The organism is Variovorax sp. dw_308 (genome assembly GCF_019207085.1).
Lineage (GTDB): Bacteria > Pseudomonadota > Gammaproteobacteria > Burkholderiales > Burkholderiaceae_C > Variovorax.
The window spans coordinates 14,012-32,415 of sequence record NZ_JAATOM010000041.1 but is presented as its reverse complement, the minus strand read 5'-3'; the positions used below and the strand labels follow the sequence as shown (position 1 = coordinate 32,415).

Here is an 18,404-nt window from a genome sequence, read left to right as displayed (position 1 = left end):
GCGGGTGCGGGTGCCGGCGCAGCGTCCGCAGGCGGCACGGCCGATGGCAGCGCCGGCGGCGTGGGGACCGGCGCGGGCGAGGTCTCGACCGGCGCAACACAGCCTCTGGTGGTGCCGGGCTCGGTCAAGCTCTCGTTCGAAGTCGGCGGCCAGCGCGGCGCGCAGCCCTATTCGGGCGGCTATGGCGAACTGGTCTGGCTGCAGAACGGCGACGAATACAACGCCCGCCTGTCGCTGAAGGCGCTGTTCATGACCTTCCTGAGCCAGACCAGCGTGGGCCGCGTCGACGCCAGCGGCATCGCGCCCACGCGCTATTCCGAGAAGCGCAAGAGCGAAGTGGCCTCGCACCTCGTGCGCGACCAGGGCAAGGTGGTGTTCAGCAACAACTCGCCGAGCGTGCCATTGCTGCCCGGCGCGCAGGACCGGCTCAGCGTGGCGATGCAACTTGGTGCATTGCTGGCCGGCGACGCCAGCCGCTTTCCGCAAGGCAGCAAGATCCGCATCCAGACGGTCGGGCCCAAGGACGCCGAAGTGTGGGTCTTCAACGTCGAGGGCGAGGAAACCATCGAGGTGCTGGCGGGCGAATTCAAGGCGCGCAAGCTCTCCCGCGCCCCGCGCCACGATTTCGACTACGAACTGGACCTCTGGCTGGCTCCTGAAATCGGCTACCTCCCGGTGCGAATCCAGCAAAGGCAGACCAATGGCGACACCGTCGACATGCGGTTGCGAGCGAAATCCGTGCCATAGCAGGGCTTTGGGCAAGTTCCGCACGTGCGCACGCCGGGGATGCGCGTTCCGTCGCTGACTCGTCCAAAACGCGCCCCGATGCCTAATTGATCACATTCTTGTGGGTGAAATGCCCGCACGGACACGGCCATCTTGAAACTGGCGCGTTGATTGCTATCTAACCATCATGAATGCAATCGACTACCGGAGCCACCCTGCCATGCAAATGCTCTATGACTCGGAATCCTTCGTTGTGGTGCACGTTCACTCCAATGAAGACGATGCACCTGCGGCGCCGAACATCCCCGCCTTGGCGCGGCACGGCTTTGAAATCGTCGACAAGCGCTCCGGCAAGGAGGTCTACCTCGACGGGTCCTGGGCCGAACTGTTCCAGCAGAAGATCGCCGCCTGGCAGTTGAACACGCCCACGCAGGAAGAAGTGGAAGACACCCTCGAAGGGTATGCCGAGCTGGCGCAGAACCCGGTGCTGATGCACTGAGAGGCCGTTGCTTTCTCATGGCGACAAGCCGCGTTTCGACGCGGCTTTTTTCTGCCTCACTAGCGCGCAAGCCGCATTTCTCCGACAGTCTGAAGCGCCAGAACATAGGGCGCTCGCCGCAATACCCTCGCGTAGTATTCCGCGATGCGAATGGCGCGAACTCACCTCCTCCCGATCTCCCTGCTGGCCGCGGCCATGCTCATGCTGGCCGCGTGCACCGGCATGCGCCCGGCGGCGGATGCGCCCATCGCCGCCCGCGTCGCGGCATTGACGCCGGCGGACGCCTTGCTGCTGGGCGAGCAGCACGATGCCGCCGACCATCACCGTATCGAGCGAGAGACAGTGCAGGCGCTCGTCGACAGCGGCCGGCTCGCCGCGCTGGCGCTGGAGATGGCAGACGACGGTCGCAGCACCGCCAACCTGCCTTCCGGCGCGACCGAGGCCCAGGTGCGCGCCGCATTGGACTGGCAGGAAAAGGGCTGGCCTTGGGACAACTACGGACCGGCGGTCATGGTGGCGGTGCGCGCCGGCGTGCCGGTGCTCGGCGCCAACCTGCCGCGCTCACGCATGAAGGACGCGATGGCCGATGTCTCGCTCGACGTGCAATTGAGCGAGAAGGCGCGCGCGCAACAGCAGGAGGCCGTGCGCGACGGCCATTGCGACCTGCTGCCCGCCGCGCAGATCCTGCCGATGACGCGCGTCCAGATCGCCCGCGACCGCTCGATGGCGCAGGTCGTGGTGAAGGCTCGGCAGCCCGGCGAGACCGTGCTTCTGATTTCCGGCAACGCCCACGCGCTGCGCACGCTGGGCGTGCCGCAACACATGCCGACCGATGTGAAAGTGGTGTCGGTGCAGATGCTGGCGTCGGCGACGGTGCCGTTCCGCGCCGGCCCCGAGTACGACGCCATCTGGCAGACGGCTCCGCTTCCCGAGCAGGACTACTGCGCGACGCTGCGCAAGTAGCCGGAAGCACCCCTCACCCCGGCCCTCTCCCGCTGGCGGGAGAGGGAGAGGAATCTCAGGCGTGCTTCTTGATGGCGTCGGCCAGCGTGTTCACCAGCGTGTCGATGTGCGACTTCTCGACGATGTACGGCGGCGCAATCACCAGCACGTCACCGGCCGGCCTCACCAGCGCGCCGTTGTGGAAGCATTCCAGGAACACGTCGTAGGCCCGCTTGCCCGGCGAACCCGCGATGGGCGCCAGTTCCACCGCGGCGGCGAGGCCCAGGCTGCGGATGCCGATGACGTTCGGCAAGCCCTTGAAGGTGCTGTGGAACGCGTCGCCGAGCACCTTGCCCATCTCGCCGGCACGCGAGAACAGGTTCTCCTGCTGGAACAGGTTCAGCGTGGCGATGGCCGCGGCGCAGGCCACCGGATGGCCGGAATAGGTGTAGCCGTGGAAGAACTCGACCACGTGCTCCGGCGCGTCGGTCTTCATCATCGCGTCGTAGAGCTTGTCGCGGCAGATCACGCCGCCCAGCGGAATCACGCCGTTGGTCACGCACTTGGCGAAGTTCAGCATGTCCGGCACCACGCCGAAGTAGTCCGACGCGAAGTTGGTGCCCATGCGCCCGAAGCCGGTGATGACCTCGTCGAAGATCAAGAGGATGCCGTGCTTGTCGCAGATGGCGCGCAGCTTGGTGAGGTAGTCCTTCGGCGGGACGTACCAGCCGGCCGATCCGGCGATGGGCTCCACGATGATCGCGGCGACGTTGCTTGGATCGTGCAGCGGCAGGATGCGCTGCTCCAGGTCGGCGAGCGGATCTTCGGACCACACCGGCTGTTCGTTGTGGATGTACGCATGGTTCACCGGATCGTGGATGAAGCGCATGTGGTCCACGCGGGGCAGGAAGGCCGAGCCGAACACCTTGCGATTGCCCGGAATGCCGCCCACCGACATACCGCCGAAGCCCACGCCGTGGTAGCCCTTCTCGCGACCGATGAAGAGGTTGCGATGGCCTTCGCCGCGCGCACGGTGGTAGGCGAGCGCCACCTTCATCGAGGTGTCCGCCGCTTCGCTGCCGGAATTGCAAAACAGCACCTTGTTCAGGTCGCCGGGCGCCATCGCCGCGATCATCTCGGCCGCCTTGAAAGCCTTGTCGTTGCTCACCTGGAAGGCGGTGGCGTAGTCGAGTGTGTCGAGCTGGGCCTTGATCGCTTCGTTGATCGGCTTGCGGTTGTGGCCCGCGCCCACGCACCACAGCGACGAGATACCGTCGACGACCTTCTTGCCGTCATGCGTGGTGAACTCCATGCCGTCGGCGGCGACGAAGACACGCGGGTCTTTCTTGAAGGCGCGGTTGGGGGTGAAGGGCAACCATTGGTTGTCCATGTTGAAGTCGGTGTAGGCCATGTTTGTCTCCTGTGCGGCAACCCATTCGAGCCGCACATTCTGGCACTTCATGCGGCCCTGCATGGGCCGCCGGGCATCGGCCGTTTGGCGGGGCCAGGCCGTTTCGACGATGACGATGTGCAGCTACTTGGGACCGCGCGCGCCGAGCACCAGGCTGCCTTCGAAGTCGTTGCGCAAAGAGCTTGAGCGCGAGTTGCGACTCCAGCTGCTTGATACGGTGGCTGACCGCGCTGGGCGTGCCGTTCAGTTCCTCCGCCGCCAGCCTCACGCTGCGCAGGCGCGCCAGCGCCTCGAAAGCCAACGGGCCCCTGGATGGGCGGGGGCGGTGCACTGCGCATGTCATGGCTGCAATTGTGCAGGTGCAGACGGGTAATTCCGGCGCTGCGACAATCGCCCGCTCTATGAATTCCGCGTACATCCTCACCCTCTCCTGCCCCGACCGCACAGGCATCGTGCATGCCGTTTCGGGCTTCCTGCTGGAGCGCGGCGCCAACATCGAGGAGGCCGCGCAGTACAACGACCACGGCACCGGCCTGTTCTTCATGCGCGTGCGCTTTGCCTGCCAGGCGCATGACGAGGCCGCGCTGTGCTCGGAGATCGGCGTGCTCGCCACCAGCTTCGGCATGAACTGGCAACTGCACGCCGCCGCCGTGCCGATGAAGACGGTGATCCTGGTCAGCAAGGACGGCCACTGCCTCAACGACCTGCTGTTCCGCTGGAAGAGCGGCCACCTGCACATCGACATCCGCGCCATCGTCTCGAACCATCGCGACTTCTACCAGCTCGCGGCCAGCTACAACGTGCCGTTCCATCACATCCCGGTGACTGCCGCGACCAAGGCGCAGGGCGAAGCGAAGCAGCTGGAGATCATCGAATCCGAAGGCGCGGAGCTGGTGGTGCTGGCGCGCTACATGCAGATCCTCAGCAACGACCTGTGCCAGAAGCTGGCCGGCCGCGCGATCAACATCCACCACTCCTTCCTGCCGAGCTTCAAGGGCGCCAAGCCCTACTACCAGGCGCATGACCGCGGCGTGAAGCTGATCGGCGCGACGGCCCACTACGTGACAGCCGACTTGGACGAAGGCCCGATCATCGAGCAGGACGTGGCCCGCGCCGACCACACCGACACGGTGGAAGACCTCACCGCCCGCGGCCGCGACACCGAAAGCCAGGTGCTGGCGCGCGCAGTGAAGTGGCACAGCGAGCACCGGGTGCTGTTGAACGGGCATCGGACCGTCGTTTTCCGCTAATGCGCTGAGGAGCCCGCCCCTCCTGGCAATGGCTCGACTTCGAAGGCCGGCAATCCCGGCTTGTCGGCCAGTCTGAAGGGAGTGACGCCTTCTTCTACGCGGGTGCGTCGTGCCCGGCAACTTGCAACCCGGCCCCGCGAACGATCAGCATGAGGCCTTCCTTGTAGCGGCGGTCGAACTTGTCGAAGAGGATCTCTCCGGCCTGCCGAAGCAGCGGCAGTCCCGCATCCGCCAGCCGCGCCTTGCGCTGCGCGAGGTCGTACTGGGCGGAGCGTTCCCCGGGGCGGGGAAACACGGCCTGCTCCTCCATCGTGAAGCTGACCGTGTAGTTGTAGATCGTGCTCAGCAGCACCGTCGCCTCGCGTACCGTGAAGCCGGCTTCGACCAGGCGGCCGGCAATCCGCTCGACGATCTTCATGTAGTCGATGCCGTTCAGCCGCGTCCCGGCGATCGTTCTCGCGCCGTCCCGGTATGCCAGCAGCACCTGCCGCAAGCCGGCACCGAAGGCGGTCGCCCATCCGGTCCAGTCGGCCGACTCGCGGGCGGGCAGCAACTGGGGCGCTCCCTTGGCCAGCACGGCGGTCGCGACCTCGTCGATGAGTTCCTGCTTGCTCTTGAAATGCCAGTACAGCGTGGCGGCCTTCACATCCAGCTCGTCGGCAAGCAGCCGAAGCGTCAGCCCTTCCAGCCCGACCCGGTTCAGCAGCGCCAAGGCCGCCGTCGTCACGATCTCTCGGTTCACCTTCATGGCGCCAGCATAGCAGCGTTGACAAGAAAACTCGAACGGCGTTAAAGTTATCGAACATTGTTAGAGTTTTGGTGATCCATGCAAGGAACACGCAGATGAAAGCCGCGATCGTTACTGCCGCTGGCCAGGCGCCGGTCTATGGAGAAATCGACGCACCCGGTGCCCGTGAGGGCCTCGCCCTGGTTGCTGTGAGTACCGCGGCGCTCAGCACCTTCAGCAAGTCGCGTTCAACGGGGGCGCACTACAGCGCGCAGGGGCTCTTTCCTGCCGTGGCAGGAGCCGAGGGCGTCGGCATCACGGCCGACGGCAGGCGGGTCTATTTCGTTCTCCCAGAGGCGCCAACGGGCGCCTTGGCCCAGTCCTGCCTGGTTTCGCCCGATCGCTGCGTGGCGGTTCCCGACGGGCTCGACGACGTGACGGCAGCGGCCATCGCCAACCCCGGCATGGCGGCGTGGGCTGCGCTGGTCGAGCGCGCCGCGCTGCGAAGTGGTGAAACGGTGCTGGTCAACGGTGCGACCGGCAGCGCGGGCCGGATGGCAGTGCGCCTGGCCCGGCATCTCGGCGCCGGCCGGATCGTCGCGACGGGCCGCAATGCGCTTGAACTCGAGACGCTGAAGTCGCTCGGCGCGGACGCGGTGATTCCCTTCCGGTTGGAGAACGAAGATCCGGCCGGCGCGAGAAGCTACGAGGCAGCGCTGGCGAGCGAGTTCGCCGCCGGGGTCGACATCGTGATCGACTACCTGTGGGGCCTCAGCGCGAAGACCGTCATCGTGGCCATCGCGAAGAACGCGGAAGACGGGCGCGCCGTGCGCTTCGTGCATGTCGGAGGCGCCAGCGGCGCCGAATCCATCGACCTGCCTGGCGCCGCGTTGCGCTCGTCGGCCATTCAACTCATGGGCAGTGGGCTCAAGAGCGTTTCCTTCCCTCGATTGCTCGATGCAGTGGCCAATGTGTTCCAGGTCGCCGCCGCGACGGGCATGCGCATTCCCACGCGCGTCATGCCGCTCTCCGAAATCGAGCAGGCCTGGCAGGCGCCCGGCACGCCTCGTGTGGTGATCTCGATGAAGTAGTGCCTTCGGGCTGCCCCCCCGCCGCGCAGGCATCGCGACGTTGACGTAGAGTCTTTCGCCATGAACGCTCTCGCCACCTCGTCGCGAACATCGCAACCGAAGAGATCGCAACCGCCGCAAGGCAGGCTCGCACCGCGGGCCGGCGCGATACGGGCGTGGGCCGACCGGGCCGCATTCGCATGAACGGCCTGCGCGGCCTGGCCTGGCTGCTGGTGTTCCAGTCGATCGGCGAGGCGCTCTCGCGCGGTCTCTCGCTGCCCTTGCCCGGGCCGGTGCTCGGCATGATGCTGATGCTGGTGGGCCTGCGCTTCGAGCGGGTGCGCGGGCCGGTCGGCGAATGCGCGACCTTCCTGCTGCAGCATCTGTCGCTGCTGTTCATCCCGGTCGGCGTCGGTGTGATGACGCATCTTGCGTTGGTGAGCCAGTACGGCGGGCGCATGTTGCTCGTCATCGCGCTCTCGACATGGATCGGCCTGGGCGTGACGGCGCTGGTGCTGTACTGGCCGGACCGCCGGAAGAAGGAGAACGGCTGATGCCGCGCTTCGTCCAGCTCTGGGTGTATCTCTCGGCCACGCCGCTGTTCGGCCTGACCGCGACGCTGGTGGTCTACCTGCTGGCGCAGGCCGCGTACAACCGGCTTGGCAACGCGCCATGGGCCAACCCGGTACTGTGGTCGGTGGTGGCGATCGCCGGTGTCCTGCTGGCCACGGGCGTCGACTACCCGACCTACTTTGCGGGGGCGCAGTTCATTCACTTCCTGCTGGGGCCGGCAGTGGTCGCGCTGGCATGGCCCTTGTGGCTGCGGCGGGCCGAGTTGCGGGCGCGCTATGGGCGAGTGCTGATGGCCGCGTTGCTGGGCGGTATCGCGGCCAGCGGCTCGGCCGTCGCGCTGGGGTGGGCGGTCGGCCTTCCGCATGACGTGGTGCTATCGCTCGCGCCCAAGTCGGTGACTGCGCCGGTGGCCATGGGCATCTCCGAAAAGATCGGTGGCATACCCGCGCTGTCGGCGGTGTTCGCGGTGCTGACCGGGATGGTCGGCGCACTGTCGGGCAAGTACCTGTTCGACCTGCTGGGCATCGCGACCGACGCTACCGGCATGTCGGCCCGCGGTTTCGCGCTGGGGACCGCGGCGCATGGCATCGGCGCGGCGCGTGCGCTGCATGTGAACGCCGATGCGGGCGCCTATGCCGGGCTGGCGCTGGGCATGCAGGTGGTGCTCGCGGCATTGCTGATGCCATTGGCATTCCGGCTGCTGTAGCGGCAACGGCCGAGCGCGAAGGCCATCGGGAGCCACACAGCAAGACGCCCGCCATTACCAGGCGGGCGTCTTGCGTCAAAGGTCTACAGATCAGCTGCGGTTCGGGTTGTCCGGCCGATGGTCGTGCTGGTTCGGAACGCCGTCATTGTCCCGATCCCACGAGCCGCTGCGGTAGACGTAGTGGCCGCCTTCTTCACGCCACTCCGGTGCGCGCCAGGCATAGCCGGGACGTTCGCGAACCCAGGTGCCGCTGGTCCAGGCGTAGCGGCCATGGCGTGCCTCCCAATGCCCCGGCGCCCAGACGTAGCCGTGGCGCGGCGGCGGCACGTGCTCGACGCGCGGCGGAGGCGGCGGCTGGCCGATCTGCACGCTGATGCCTTGCGCCTGGGCCGCCATCGGGATGGTGAACGCGCCGACACTCAGGACGGTGGCGACGGCAGTGGCAAGAATGATTTTTTTCATGGGGTGCTCCTCATGAGTTGCAGGAGCCTTCATGGTGCATTTGCCCTGTAAATGCTCTGTCAGCCATATGCCGGCACGCACGTAAAGAGTCGCCACCGGCAGTTACAGGACGCGAGCCTTACTGCAACAGTTCTCGCGAGGGGATGGCGGCCGCCATCGCGGCGTTGCCTGCATCTCCGGGGTGCAGGTGGTCGCCGCTGTCGTAGACGGGATTGAGCGCCTGCGGATCACGCGGATCGCGCAGCGCGGCATCGAAATCCACCACCGCGGCGACTTGCTGGTCGCGGACCCAGCGGTTCACGGCCTGCCGGATGTCCTCGTTCTGCTCGCTCCAGTAGCCGCTGCCTTTCACGGGCAGCAGGGTGCCGAGCAGCACTTTCACCCCGCGCGCGCGGGCCATGTCGACCACACGCTGCAGCCCTGCGATGAGGCGCTGGGCGCTCACCGAGCGGGTCAATGGCCCCGCGCTGCCCGGGCCGCCGACGAATGTCTCGAAGCCGATGTCGTTGATGCCCAGCAGCACGACCGCGTGCGTCACGCCGCTCTGGGCCAGCACGTCGCGCGCGAAGCGGTCGATGCCGGAGGGGCCGACCACTTCGCTGAGCAGCCGGTTGCCCGCGATGCCGGCATTGAGCACCGATACCACCGGCGCGCCGGGCGAGGCGTCGCGCAGCCGCTCGGCCAGGCGATCGGGGTAGCGGCCCAGCACGGGCCCGAAGGCATTGACGCCTTCGGTGATCGAGTCGCCGAAAGCCACCACGACGCGTACCGGCCCGCGGCTCATCACATCGAGCCCAGTGACGATGTGGTTCCAGTCCAGGGGTGCGGCGGCGGGCATCGTCGCATCGCCCACCATGTTGCCGGGGGCCACCCAGGTCGCACCGGCCGGCATCCGGTGCAGCGTGCCGAAGGGCGTGCGCTCGTCGAGGTAGAAGCTGATCACCATCGCCTGGCCGGCGCGCACCTCGGCCGGCACCGCGTCGCTCCAGGCGTCGGCGCCGGGGGCGATCGTGATCTCGCGGCGACCGCCGAACAGCAGCGGCTGCAGGGAGGCCGGCGACAAGGCGCTGCCGCCCGTGCCCAGCGCGATACTCGCCTCGGCAATGTGCAAGGGTGCACTGCCGAAGCGGTTGGAGAAGCGCACGCGCGCCTGCTCGCCGCTGATCGTCGGATACACGCGCTCGCGCACCGTCTGCGCGTAAAACGACGGCGGGGGCGCGGGTTGCGGGCCATTCACGGCCGGTGGCTGCGGCAGGCCCTGCGGCGCCGCCGCCCAGCTGGCGGTCCAGCGCGGCGCATCGACGCGCGGCTGCGCCGTCGCTGGCGAGCAAAGGATCGCCAGCGATGCGAATGCGGCCAACGCCGGGCGCAACAGGCAGTCGAGCCAGGAGGTCATGCGACTTTCAGGCGGCGGAAACGATGCAGTTTATGGCGTGTTGATTACGCCTTCGGCATCGCGATGCCATGTCATCGCCGGACGAGCGAGGCGACTGGAATACCTGCCCGCGCCCCGCCGCGCTACCAGGTGTCGACGTAGGCCACCGCCGCATCCGGCGTGCGCGATGCCGAGGCGAGCCCGCGCACCAGCCAGGCACGCGTCTCGGCCGGGTCGATCACCGCATCGATCTCCAGCGTCTGCGCCATGTTGATCGCCTCGCCGTTGGCATATTGCTGGTCCACGAGCTTCCTGAACAGGGCGTCGCGCTCGGCGCCTTCGGCCACGGCCTCGAGTTCCTTGCGGTAGCCGAGCCGCACCGCGCCTTCAAGGCCCATCGCGCCGAACTCGCCGGTCGGCCAGGCGACAGTGAACACCGGCGCATCGAAGCCGCCCGCCGCCATCGCCTGCGCGCCCAGGCCGTAGCCCTTGCGCAGCACCACGCAGAAGAACGGCACGCGCAGATGCGCCTCCACCATGAACATGCGGCAGACGTGGCGCACCTGCGCCTGCGCCTCGATCTCGGGGCCGACCATGAAGCCCGGCGTATCGCAAAGGGACACGATCGGCAGCCCATGCACATTGCACAGCTGCATGAAGCGGGAGGCCTTGTCGGCCGCATCGACGTCGATGGCGCCGCCGAGGTGCTGCGGGTTGTTGGCAATCAGCCCGACCGGCTTGCCCTCGATGCGCGCGAGCGCGGTGAGGATGCCGGGGCCGAAGCCTGCGCGCAGTTCCAGCAGCGAGCCGCTGTCGACCAGGCCGCGCATCGCCGCGCGCACGTCGTACACGCGCAGGCGGTTCTCCGGGATCGCATGGCGCAGCGTGCGCTGGTCGGCGCAGTGCCAGTCGGTGGTCGCGCCCTGGAAGTACGAGAGGTATTGCTTCGCGACCGCGACCGCCTCGGCCTCGTCCTGCACCAGCACGTCGATCACGCCGTTCTTCGACTGCACGCCGCTCGGGCCGATCTGTTCCGGCGCAAAGGTGCCGAGCCCGCCGCCCTCGATCATGGCCGGGCCGCTCATGCCGATGTTGCTGCCGCGCGTGGCGATGATGACGTCGCTGCAACCGAGCAATGCCGCGTTGCCGGCGAAGCAGCGGCCATGCACGATGCCGACCACCGGCACCTTGCCCGACAGCGCCGCGAACTGGCTGAAGGTGTGGTTGTTGAGGCCCGCGACGATCGGCATGTCGGTGTCGCCCGGCCGGCCGCCGCCGCCTTCGGCGAACAGCACGACCGGCAGCTTGAGCTGGTGCGCGATTCCGAGCAGGCGATCGGTCTTGGCATGGTTGCGCATGCCCTGCGTGCCGGCCAGCACGGTGTAGTCATAGGCCAGCACGGCGCAGCGCGACTTCTCGGGGCCGAACTGCTTCGCGTTGATGCTGCCGATGCCGGTGACCATGCCGTCGGCCGGCGTGTTGGCGATGAGGTCGTCGAGCTTGCGCCTGCGTGTCTGCGCGGCGATGGCGAGGGCGCCGTATTCGAGGAAGCTGCCGGGGTCGCTGTCCAGGTCGCACAGGTCGGCGATGTTGGCACGTGCGGTGCGGCCGCCCTGCGCGTGGCGCTTGTCGACCGCCGCCTTGCGGTTGGCGTCAAGCGTGGGGGCATGGCGGTCGATGACTTTTTGCAGGTCGGGACGGATCAGCGACAGGTCATGCGCGGCCTGGGCCTCGGCTTCGATCGATTGGGCATCGACCGCCTCAAGCTGGACCAACGGCTGGCCTTCGATGAGGTAGTCCCCGGGCGCAGCGAGCAGCGCGACCACGCGGCCGGCCTGCGGTGCGTTCAGCAGGTGTTCCATCTTCATGGCTTCGAGCACGCCGAGCTGCGCGCCGGCCGGCAGCACATCACCCACCGCGACTTCGAACTGCACCAGCTTGGCGGGCATGGGCGCACGAACGACCAGTGCATCGTCGCTGTCGTCGAACTCGATGCCTGGCTTCACCGCGGCTGCGTGGGCGGGCGCGGCCGATTTTTGCATCGCCGCATCGAGCTGCGCGGCGCTGGCCAGCAGTTCCGCGAGGTGCTGTTCGACGAAGCGCGTGTGCACATGCTGCGAGGCGAACTCGGGCCGCGCCGCGATGGCGCGCAGCAGCGACAGGTTGGTCGCGATGCCTTCGATGCGGCACTCTTCGAGCGCACGCAGGGAGCGGCGCAACGCATCCGCAAAGCTTTTCGTTGACGACTGCACGATCAACTTGGCCAGCAGCGTGTCGTAGTGCGGCGACGGGGCCAGGCCCGCATAGCCGTGGCTGTCCACGCGCACGCCCGGCCCTTCAGCCAGGTCGAAGCGCGAGAGCGTGCCGCTCGCCGGCCGCGCATTGCCTTGCGCATCGAGCGTCTCGGCATTGATGCGCCATTGCACGGCGAAGCCGCGCTGCGGCGCCGTGCGGTCGGTCTCGATGCCGAGTTCGTCCAGGCGCTGCCCCGCGGCAACCGCGATCTGCAGTTGCACGAGATCCAGTCCCGTCACCGCTTCCGTCACCGTGTGCTCGACCTGCAGGCGCGGATTGGCCTCGATGAAGACCCATGGCAAGGTGGTCGCCTGCGCGTCGACGAGAAACTCCCAAGTGCCCAGTCCGCGATAGCCCACGGCCGCGGCCATGCGCAGTGCAGCGGCGGTGACCTCGGCGCGGATCGATTCGGGCAGGGACGGGCTCGGAGCGATTTCCACGAGCTTCTGGAATCGCCGCTGCAGCGTGCATTCGCGCTCGCCCAGGCTCGCTACCGCATGCCCGTCGCCCAGCACCTGCACTTCGATGTGCCGCGCGTCGAGCATCAGGCGCTCCACGTACACGCCATCGACACCGAAGGCCGCCTTCGCTTCGGAGACGCAGCGCGCATGCGCTTCGGCCAGATCGTCGGCACGCAACACCGCGCGCATGCCACGACCACCGCCCCCGCCGATGGCCTTCACCATCACGCCGGCGTGGGAGCCGTCGGCCACCTGTTGAGCGAGGAAGGCCTGGGCCTGCGCCAGCGTCACCGCGCCCGCGCTGCCGGGCATCACCGGCACCTTGCACTGCGCGGCCAGGGCCCGCGCGCGGGCCTTGTCGCCGAACAGCGCCAGTTGCTCCGGCGTCGGCCCGATGAACACCAGCCCCGCGTCGGCGCACGCCTGCGCGAAGTCGGCACGCTCGCTGAGAAAGCCATAGCCCGGATGCACAGCATCGCAGCCCTCGGCCCGCGCGACCGCGACCAGCGCGGCGATGTCGAGATAGGCAGAAGGACCGGTGGCGTCGAGCGGCACGGCCTTGTCGGCCAGCCGCACGTGCAGCGCCTGCGCATCGTCCTTCGCGAAGACTCCCACACTGGCGATGTCGAGATCGCGCAATGCGCGCGCCAGCCGCACCGCGATCTCGCCGCGGTTGGCCACAAGGATTTTCTGGAACACTGAAGCCCTTTTATTGGTCTTTGAGCAGGCGGCGCAGCACCTTGCCGGCGCCGGTCGTCGGCAATGCGTCGATGAAGCGCACGCTGCGCGGCGCCTTGTAGCTGGCCATGTTGTCGCGCGACCAGGCGATCAGCGCGTCCGCCTCGACCTCCGCGCCCGCCTTCTTCACGATGAAGGCTTTCACGACCTCGCCCTTCTCAGCGTCGGGCTGCGCGATGACCGCAGCCTGCGCCACGGCCGGATGCTTGATGAGGATGGTCTCGACCTCTTCCGGGAACACGCTGTAGCCGGAGACCTTGATCATTTCCTTGAAGCGGCCGATGAAGGTGAGGTACCCGTCCGCATCGATCTTGCCCATGTCGCCCGTGTGCACCCAGCCATTGCGCAGCGTGGCGGCGGTGGCCTCGGGCTTGTTCCAGTAGCCCTTGAACGAGCCGGCGCTGGTGAGGATGATCTCGCCGATCTCGCCCCTGGGCATGTCCTCGCCGGTGTCGGAATCGATGATGCGGATGGTCACGCCCGGCGCCGGAATGCCCTGCGTGCCCCAGCGCGGCGCATCGTGCGGCGTGTAGGTGTCGCAGGTGTGGGTCTCGCTGAGGCCATAGGCCGCCTCGAAGGAGCTCGCGTTCTTCGCGAAGCCCTTCCACTGGTTGGCCAGGCCTTCGGTGAAGGTGATGCCGAAGCTCGTCACGGGGTTCATGCGCAGGCTCGACAGGTCGAACGTTGCGATGTCGGGCAACTGCATCACGGCCACGTTCATCGGCGCGATGCTGTACCACCAGGTCGCCTTGTACCGGTCGATCGCCTGCGGCACGGCATGCGCATCGAAGCGGTGCAGCAGCACCGAGGTCACGCCGGTGAGCACGGGGATGTTGACGCCCATCAGCATGCCGGCGATGTGATAGAGCGGCGCGATGGACAGCACCACGTCTTCCGGCACGACGCCGTTGCAATCGGCGGCCGCGCTGGTCTTGAACAGCGCGTTGCCGTAGCTCAGCATCGCGCCCTTGGGCAGGCCGGTGGTGCCGGAGGTGTAGGTCATCAAGGCCACGTCGTCGAGGTCGATGGCCACCGGCTGCGGCCTGGCATCGGCGTGCATCACGGCCCAGAAGTCTTCGCAACCCGCCGGCACCTCGCGCGGCACCTGCCGTGCGGCGGTCAGTTCGGCGGGCAGGTCGATGGTGGGCGTCGCAGGTAGCCAGTCCGCGTAGTGCACCGCGAACACATGCTCGAGCGCGCTCTGCGGGCGCACCTTCTCGACCACCGGCAGCAGCGAGGACGCGGCCACGATCACGCGCGCCTTGAGGTCGCCGACCTGGTAGGCCAGTTCATGCTCCTTGTTGAGCGGGCCGCTCGGACAGACGATGGCGCCGATCTTCTGGATGCCGAAGTGCGCCACGATGTACTGGGGGCAATTGTTGAGGAAGAGCACCACCGGCTCTCCCTTCTTCACGCCCAGCGCCTGCAGGCGCGCGGCGAAGGCGTCGCTGGCGCGGTCCAGCTCGGCGAAGCTGATGCTGCTGCCGTACCAGATGCATGCGGGGTGGCTGCCGCGCTCGCGGGCATGCGTGCGCAGGTGTTCGTGCAGGGGCTGCTGCGCACGAACGGGAAGGGTTGTTTTTTGTCTTGTCTCCATGGCGTCACTCTCTGAGGGTTATCGATAGCCGCGTCTGCCGCATCGTGCCCGAACAATCCTACCGATGGGTATAACTTCGGCGACACCGCACAAACCCGCGCCGGCCGGTGACGTGCGGCTGCCGCGCGGCAATGGCCGCCAGCGTGCCGCCACGGCGGCCACCGACCTGCAGCGCGAGCGCATCCTGCAGGTGGCGACGCAGCTCTTCGCGACGCAGGGCTATGCGAACACCACCATGGCGCAGCTGGTGCGCGCGCTCGGCGTGACCAAGCCCTTCGTCTACTACTACTTCCGCGACAAGCAGGAGATCTTCGAAGCGCTGTCCTGGCCACCCGCGGTGGCGTGCCTCACGTCGATGGACTTCGCGCCCGACGACAAGCGGCCCGCGCGCGAGAAGGTGCTCGAAGGCCTCGATCGCCTGATCCGCAACACCGTGGCGCACCATCCGGCGGCCTTCTTCCCGTACCGCGACCCGCAGGCCTACAGGCCCGAATACCGCGCCGCGCAGACAAAGCTGGCCCACCACTTCTACGACCAGCTGTGTCCGCTGCTGGAGCAGGCACGCCGCGATGGCGATCTCGATTTCGACGACACCCGGATCACGGCATTGGCCGCGTGCAGCCTGCCGGGTTTCCTCTACACCTGGTACCGGCCCGACGGCCGCCTGTCACCCGACGAGGTGGTCGCCGCGCTCGGCAAGCTGGCCTTGCGGGTGCTCGGCCTCAAGACATGAGCGCGCCCGCCCGGGCGCAATCCACTTCGAATCTGATCCACCATCACAACCCAGAGGAGACAACAACATGAATTTCTTCAAGCGCGCGCCGCTGGCCGTGGCTGCATTGGTCCTGGCCGCGAGCGCCGCGCAGGCGCAACCGGCCACCTACAAGGTCGCCTACATCGACCCGCTCTCCGGCCCCTTCGCCAACGTGGGCGAACTGATGCTGGCGCACCTGCGCTTCGCGGTGGACGACCTCAACGCCAAGGGCGCATTGCCGAACGGGCAGAAGATGCAGTTGCTGCAGTTCGACAGCAAGCTCTCCGCGCAGGAAAGCCAGAGCGCGCTGCAGGCGGCCATCGACCAGGGTGCGCAGGTGATCGTCACCGGCGGCTCGGGCTCATCGGTGGTGGCCGCGCTGGTGCAGTCGGTGGCGCGCTGGAACGAGCGCAACCCGGGCAAGGAACTGATCGTGCTGAACCACTCGTCGATCGACCCCGACCTCACCGGCAAGAACTGCAGCTTCTGGCACTTCCAGACCGAAGCCAACACGGCGATGAAGATGAAGGCCATCGCCAACTACATCAAGAAGACGCCGGACATCAAGAAGATCTACCTGCTGAACCAGGACTACGCGCACGGCAAGCAGTGGGCCAGCTACGGCCGCCAGATGGTCGGCACGGCGCGCCCCGACATCCAGTTCGTCGGGGAGCAGTTGCACGCGATCGGCCGCGTCAAGGACTTCGCGCCCTACGTCACCAACATCAAGCAGTCGGGCGCCGATTCAGTCATCACCGGCAACTGGGGCCAGGACATGACGCTGCTGCTCAAGGCGGCTGGCGACGCGGGCTACAACCTGCGCTACTTCAATCACAGCGCGGGCTCGATCCCCGGCACCGTGCTGGCGGTATCGCAGGCGAAGATCGGGCAGTTGACCTGGGTGGCCGAATGGCATCCGGGCGAGGCAGACACGCCCAAGGTCGATGCATTGGCCAAGGCCTACAAGGCGAAGATGCACCAGGAGTTCCTGTCGCCGCGCATCGAGATGACCTTGCGCCTGCTGGCAGCCGGCGTCCACAAGGCGGGCAGCACCGATTCGATGAAGGTCGCCCGTGCCATGGAAGACATGAGCTTCGACTCGGTGGTGGGGCCGGTGCGCATGCGCGGCGAAGACCATCAACTGCTGTTGCCGCAGGTGGTCAACACGATTGCACCGGTCGACGGCAAGGTCGTGAAGGTGGGCTGGGAGGGCACCAGTTACGGCTTCCGCACCGATGCGGTCTACACCGGCAACGAACTGGCGCAGGGCACCGAATGCAAGATGGTGAGGCCGGCGCAATAGGTCAGCTGGGCGACCGGCAAGCGTGCTCGCTGGCCGGTGCCCTGCCGGCCGACGAGCGGTTGATGCGAGAGTCTGTCGGCGTCCCTTGCCACTGCACTAGGTGTTGCCCGTGAGGCGCCGCAACATCAACGAGCCGACCGCCAGCGCGCTCGAATAACTCGTCTGCGATTCTTCTGCCGTCCTGAGCCGGCGGTACACCATCTCGTCTTGCGAATCGCCGGTGGTTGCTTGCAGCACCACCCAGAAAAACCTCCCCTGCCCGCGCTCCTCTACCGTCAGCGCCAAATCACCCATGCTCGACAAATCAAACTCCTGTAGTTGTAATTCATCGCCATCACGTTGGACGCCATGGCGATGCAGCCGGGGTTATGGCACGCGCTGAAAAATTCGCCGTGTAGGACAAGGCTTGGAACGTGGCAGAGTGCACGTGGCGAGGGCTGTCCTACAAGCCGATGTGAAATTTGACAGCCCCCTGTCTGTGGCAAAAACCACGGCTGATCCACCCTGGGAATCTCATGACGAAGACAACGCTCGAATTGATTGGTGCACCCACCGATGTCGGTGCCAGCGTGCGCGGCGCGGGCATGGGCCCCGATGCATTGCGTGTAGCGGACCTGCCCGGCGTGCTCGCACGCATGGGGTTCGCGGTGCGCGACGTGGGCAACCTGCCCGGCCCTGCCACGCCGTGGGCCGCGCCGCAGGAAGGCCTGCGGCATCTCGACGAAGTGGTGGCCTGGAACCGTGCGGTGTACGGGGCGGTCGATGCCGCATTGGGCGCCGGCCGCACGCCGATGCTGCTGGGCGGCGACCATTGCCTGGCCATCGGCTCCATCAGCGCGGTGGCCTGGCACGTGCGCCAGCGCAAGCAGAAGCTGCGCGTGATCTGGCTCGACGCGCACACCGACGTCAACACCCATGCGACCAGCCCCAGCGGCAACATCCACGGCATGCCAGTCGCCTGCCTGCTGGGCCACGGGCCGGCTGCGCTCACCGGCTGGAGCGGCCAGCCGGCCGCTATCGAGCCCGACGCCATCCGCTTCATCGGCATCCGCAGCGTCGACGGCGAGGAGCGCGAGGCCATCCGCGACCTCGGCCTGCGCGTGTTCGACATGCGCCACGTCGACGAGAACGGCATGCGCCTGACCATGGCCGATGCACTGCACGACGTGGACGATGAAACGCACCTGCACGTGAGCTTCGACCTCGACTGCCTCGACCCCGACTACGCGCCGGGCGTTGGCACCGGCGTGCGCGGCGGACCGACGTATCGCGAGATGCAGCTCTGCATGGAAATGATCGCCGACACCGGGCGGCTCGGCTCGCTCGACGTGGTGGAACTGAACCCCGCGCTCGACGTGCGCAACCGCACCGCGGAGGTGGCGGTGGAACTCATCGAGAGCCTGTTCGGCAAGTCGACGCTGGTGCGCTGAGTCGTCCTGGGGAACGGCCCCAAGGTGCCATTGCACTGGAACGGGGCGTCGCTACACTGATTCGCACTTGTCACTCAAGGTGCCG

Annotated in this window: 17 protein-coding genes and 1 pseudogene; 10 read left to right on the top strand and 8 right to left on the bottom strand. The window is 67.3% G+C overall.

Translation table 11 applies throughout. The features are described from left to right. The 3 genes from HCU76_RS34770 to HCU76_RS34760 all read left to right on the top strand — a co-directional run. The coding region (locus HCU76_RS34770; RefSeq protein WP_218511846.1) for a DUF3108 domain-containing protein at positions 1-747 on the top strand (747 nt) is incomplete at its 5' end. A 199-nt stretch (positions 748-946) separates the two neighbouring features. After that, on the top strand, positions 947-1,225 hold the full coding sequence (locus HCU76_RS34765) for a DUF3567 domain-containing protein (RefSeq protein WP_213959742.1): 279 nt from the start codon (positions 947-949) through the stop codon (positions 1,223-1,225). A gap of 150 nt (positions 1,226-1,375) precedes the next feature. Continuing rightward, positions 1,376-2,188 (top strand): ChaN family lipoprotein, encoded by an 813-nt coding sequence (locus HCU76_RS34760; RefSeq protein ID WP_256354710.1) that lies wholly within the window; start codon positions 1,376-1,378, stop codon positions 2,186-2,188. A 55-nt stretch (positions 2,189-2,243) separates the two neighbouring features. Here the strand turns inward: HCU76_RS34760 and HCU76_RS34755 are convergent, their stop codons facing one another. Both HCU76_RS34755 and HCU76_RS37020 read right to left on the bottom strand, forming a co-directional pair. Then, positions 2,244-3,578, bottom strand: coding sequence for an aminotransferase class III-fold pyridoxal phosphate-dependent enzyme (locus tag HCU76_RS34755; RefSeq protein WP_218511845.1), 1,335 nt, complete (start codon positions 3,576-3,578; stop codon positions 2,244-2,246). 175 nt (positions 3,579-3,753) lie between these two features. Next, a pseudogene (locus tag HCU76_RS37020) lies at positions 3,754-3,921 on the bottom strand (LysR family transcriptional regulator); the annotation flags it as partial. A 58-nt stretch (positions 3,922-3,979) separates the two neighbouring features. Between HCU76_RS37020 and purU the strand changes: the two are divergent. Beyond that, positions 3,980-4,828 carry a formyltetrahydrofolate deformylase gene (gene purU / locus HCU76_RS34745; protein WP_213959717.1) on the top strand — a complete coding sequence of 283 codons (849 nt, stop codon included), beginning with the start codon at positions 3,980-3,982 and terminating at the stop codon, positions 4,826-4,828. Positions 4,829-4,922: 94 nt separating this feature from the next. On the opposite strand, the gene HCU76_RS34740 is transcribed toward purU, so the two are convergent. Continuing rightward, positions 4,923-5,576: a TetR/AcrR family transcriptional regulator C-terminal domain-containing protein gene (locus HCU76_RS34740; protein ID WP_218511844.1), complete on the bottom strand. Its 654-nt coding sequence runs from the start codon at positions 5,574-5,576 to the stop codon at positions 4,923-4,925. Between the two features lie 95 nt (positions 5,577-5,671). Here HCU76_RS34740 and HCU76_RS34735 point away from each other — a divergent pair, with 95 nt between their 5' ends. From HCU76_RS34735 to HCU76_RS34725, 3 genes are all read left to right on the top strand, one after another. Beyond that, positions 5,672-6,646: a zinc-binding alcohol dehydrogenase family protein gene (locus HCU76_RS34735; protein WP_218511843.1), complete on the top strand. Its 975-nt coding sequence runs from the start codon at positions 5,672-5,674 to the stop codon at positions 6,644-6,646. A 179-nt stretch (positions 6,647-6,825) separates the two neighbouring features. Next, entirely contained in the window at positions 6,826-7,179 is a 354-nt protein-coding gene (locus HCU76_RS34730; protein WP_218511842.1) for a CidA/LrgA family protein, read from the top strand. Further along, entirely contained in the window at positions 7,179-7,904 is a 726-nt protein-coding gene (locus tag HCU76_RS34725; protein ID WP_218511841.1) for an LrgB family protein, read from the top strand. Before HCU76_RS34730 ends, HCU76_RS34725 begins: the two co-directional genes overlap by 1 nt. Positions 7,905-7,994: 90 nt before the next feature. Here the strand turns inward: HCU76_RS34725 and HCU76_RS34720 are convergent, their stop codons facing one another. The 4 genes from HCU76_RS34720 to HCU76_RS34705 all read right to left on the bottom strand — a co-directional run bounded on the left by HCU76_RS34720 (position 7,995) and on the right by HCU76_RS34705 (position 14,832). After that, positions 7,995-8,366, bottom strand: a complete 372-nt coding sequence (locus HCU76_RS34720; RefSeq protein ID WP_218511840.1) for a YXWGXW repeat-containing protein — start codon at positions 8,364-8,366, stop codon at positions 7,995-7,997. A gap of 118 nt (positions 8,367-8,484) precedes the next feature. Next, on the bottom strand, positions 8,485-9,762 hold the full coding sequence (locus HCU76_RS34715; protein ID WP_218511839.1) for a GDSL-type esterase/lipase family protein: 1,278 nt from the start codon (positions 9,760-9,762) through the stop codon (positions 8,485-8,487). Between the two features lie 122 nt (positions 9,763-9,884). Then, a complete protein-coding gene (locus HCU76_RS34710; RefSeq protein ID WP_218511838.1) occupies positions 9,885-13,196 on the bottom strand; it encodes a carboxyl transferase domain-containing protein in 3,312 nt (1,103 codons plus the stop codon). A gap of 10 nt (positions 13,197-13,206) precedes the next feature. Beyond that, complete coding sequence (locus tag HCU76_RS34705; protein ID WP_218511837.1) at positions 13,207-14,832, bottom strand: AMP-binding protein; 1,626 nt, start codon at positions 14,830-14,832, stop codon at positions 13,207-13,209. Positions 14,833-14,896: 64 nt separating this feature from the next. Between HCU76_RS34705 and HCU76_RS34700 the strand changes: the two genes are divergently transcribed. Beyond that, positions 14,897-15,565, top strand: a complete 669-nt coding sequence (locus HCU76_RS34700; RefSeq protein ID WP_218511836.1) for a TetR/AcrR family transcriptional regulator — start codon at positions 14,897-14,899, stop codon at positions 15,563-15,565. Between the two features lie 67 nt (positions 15,566-15,632). Beyond that, positions 15,633-16,889, top strand: coding sequence for a branched-chain amino acid ABC transporter substrate-binding protein (locus tag HCU76_RS34695; protein ID WP_213959727.1), 1,257 nt, complete (start codon positions 15,633-15,635; stop codon positions 16,887-16,889). A 96-nt stretch (positions 16,890-16,985) separates the two neighbouring features. On the opposite strand, the gene HCU76_RS34690 is transcribed toward HCU76_RS34695, so the two are convergent. After that, a complete protein-coding gene (locus tag HCU76_RS34690; RefSeq protein ID WP_256354712.1) occupies positions 16,986-17,183 on the bottom strand; it encodes a hypothetical protein in 198 nt (65 codons plus the stop codon). 221 nt (positions 17,184-17,404) lie between these two features. On the opposite strand from HCU76_RS34690, the gene rocF reads away from it, so the two are divergent. Beyond that, on the top strand, positions 17,405-18,319 hold the full coding sequence (rocF, locus tag HCU76_RS34685; protein ID WP_218511835.1) for an arginase: 915 nt from the start codon (positions 17,405-17,407) through the stop codon (positions 18,317-18,319). Positions 18,320-18,404 lie beyond the last annotated feature (85 nt).

Bases quoted from the DNA above. Each gene is read 5' to 3' on its own strand.
- HCU76_RS34765 (WP_213959742.1), top strand. From the start codon at position 947: ATGCAAATGCTCTATGACTCGGAATCCTTCGTTGTGGTGCACGTTCAC.
- HCU76_RS34760 (WP_256354710.1), top strand. From the start codon at position 1,376: ATGGCGCGAACTCACCTCCTCCCGATCTCCCTGCTGGCCGCGGCCATG.
- HCU76_RS34755 (WP_218511845.1), bottom strand. From the start codon at position 3,578: ATGGCCTACACCGACTTCAACATGGACAACCAATGGTTGCCCTTCACC.
- purU (WP_213959717.1), top strand. From the start codon at position 3,980: ATGAATTCCGCGTACATCCTCACCCTCTCCTGCCCCGACCGCACAGGC.
- HCU76_RS34740 (WP_218511844.1), bottom strand. From the start codon at position 5,576: ATGAAGGTGAACCGAGAGATCGTGACGACGGCGGCCTTGGCGCTGCTG.
- HCU76_RS34735 (WP_218511843.1), top strand. From the start codon at position 5,672: ATGAAAGCCGCGATCGTTACTGCCGCTGGCCAGGCGCCGGTCTATGGA.
- HCU76_RS34730 (WP_218511842.1), top strand. From the start codon at position 6,826: ATGAACGGCCTGCGCGGCCTGGCCTGGCTGCTGGTGTTCCAGTCGATC.
- HCU76_RS34725 (WP_218511841.1), top strand. From the start codon at position 7,179: ATGCCGCGCTTCGTCCAGCTCTGGGTGTATCTCTCGGCCACGCCGCTG.
- HCU76_RS34720 (WP_218511840.1), bottom strand. From the start codon at position 8,366: ATGAAAAAAATCATTCTTGCCACTGCCGTCGCCACCGTCCTGAGTGTC.
- HCU76_RS34715 (WP_218511839.1), bottom strand. From the start codon at position 9,762: ATGACCTCCTGGCTCGACTGCCTGTTGCGCCCGGCGTTGGCCGCATTC.
- HCU76_RS34705 (WP_218511837.1), bottom strand. From the start codon at position 14,832: ATGGAGACAAGACAAAAAACAACCCTTCCCGTTCGTGCGCAGCAGCCC.
- HCU76_RS34700 (WP_218511836.1), top strand. From the start codon at position 14,897: ATGGGTATAACTTCGGCGACACCGCACAAACCCGCGCCGGCCGGTGAC.
- HCU76_RS34695 (WP_213959727.1), top strand. From the start codon at position 15,633: ATGAATTTCTTCAAGCGCGCGCCGCTGGCCGTGGCTGCATTGGTCCTG.
- HCU76_RS34690 (WP_256354712.1), bottom strand. From the start codon at position 17,183: ATGGGTGATTTGGCGCTGACGGTAGAGGAGCGCGGGCAGGGGAGGTTT.
- rocF (WP_218511835.1), top strand. From the start codon at position 17,405: ATGACGAAGACAACGCTCGAATTGATTGGTGCACCCACCGATGTCGGT.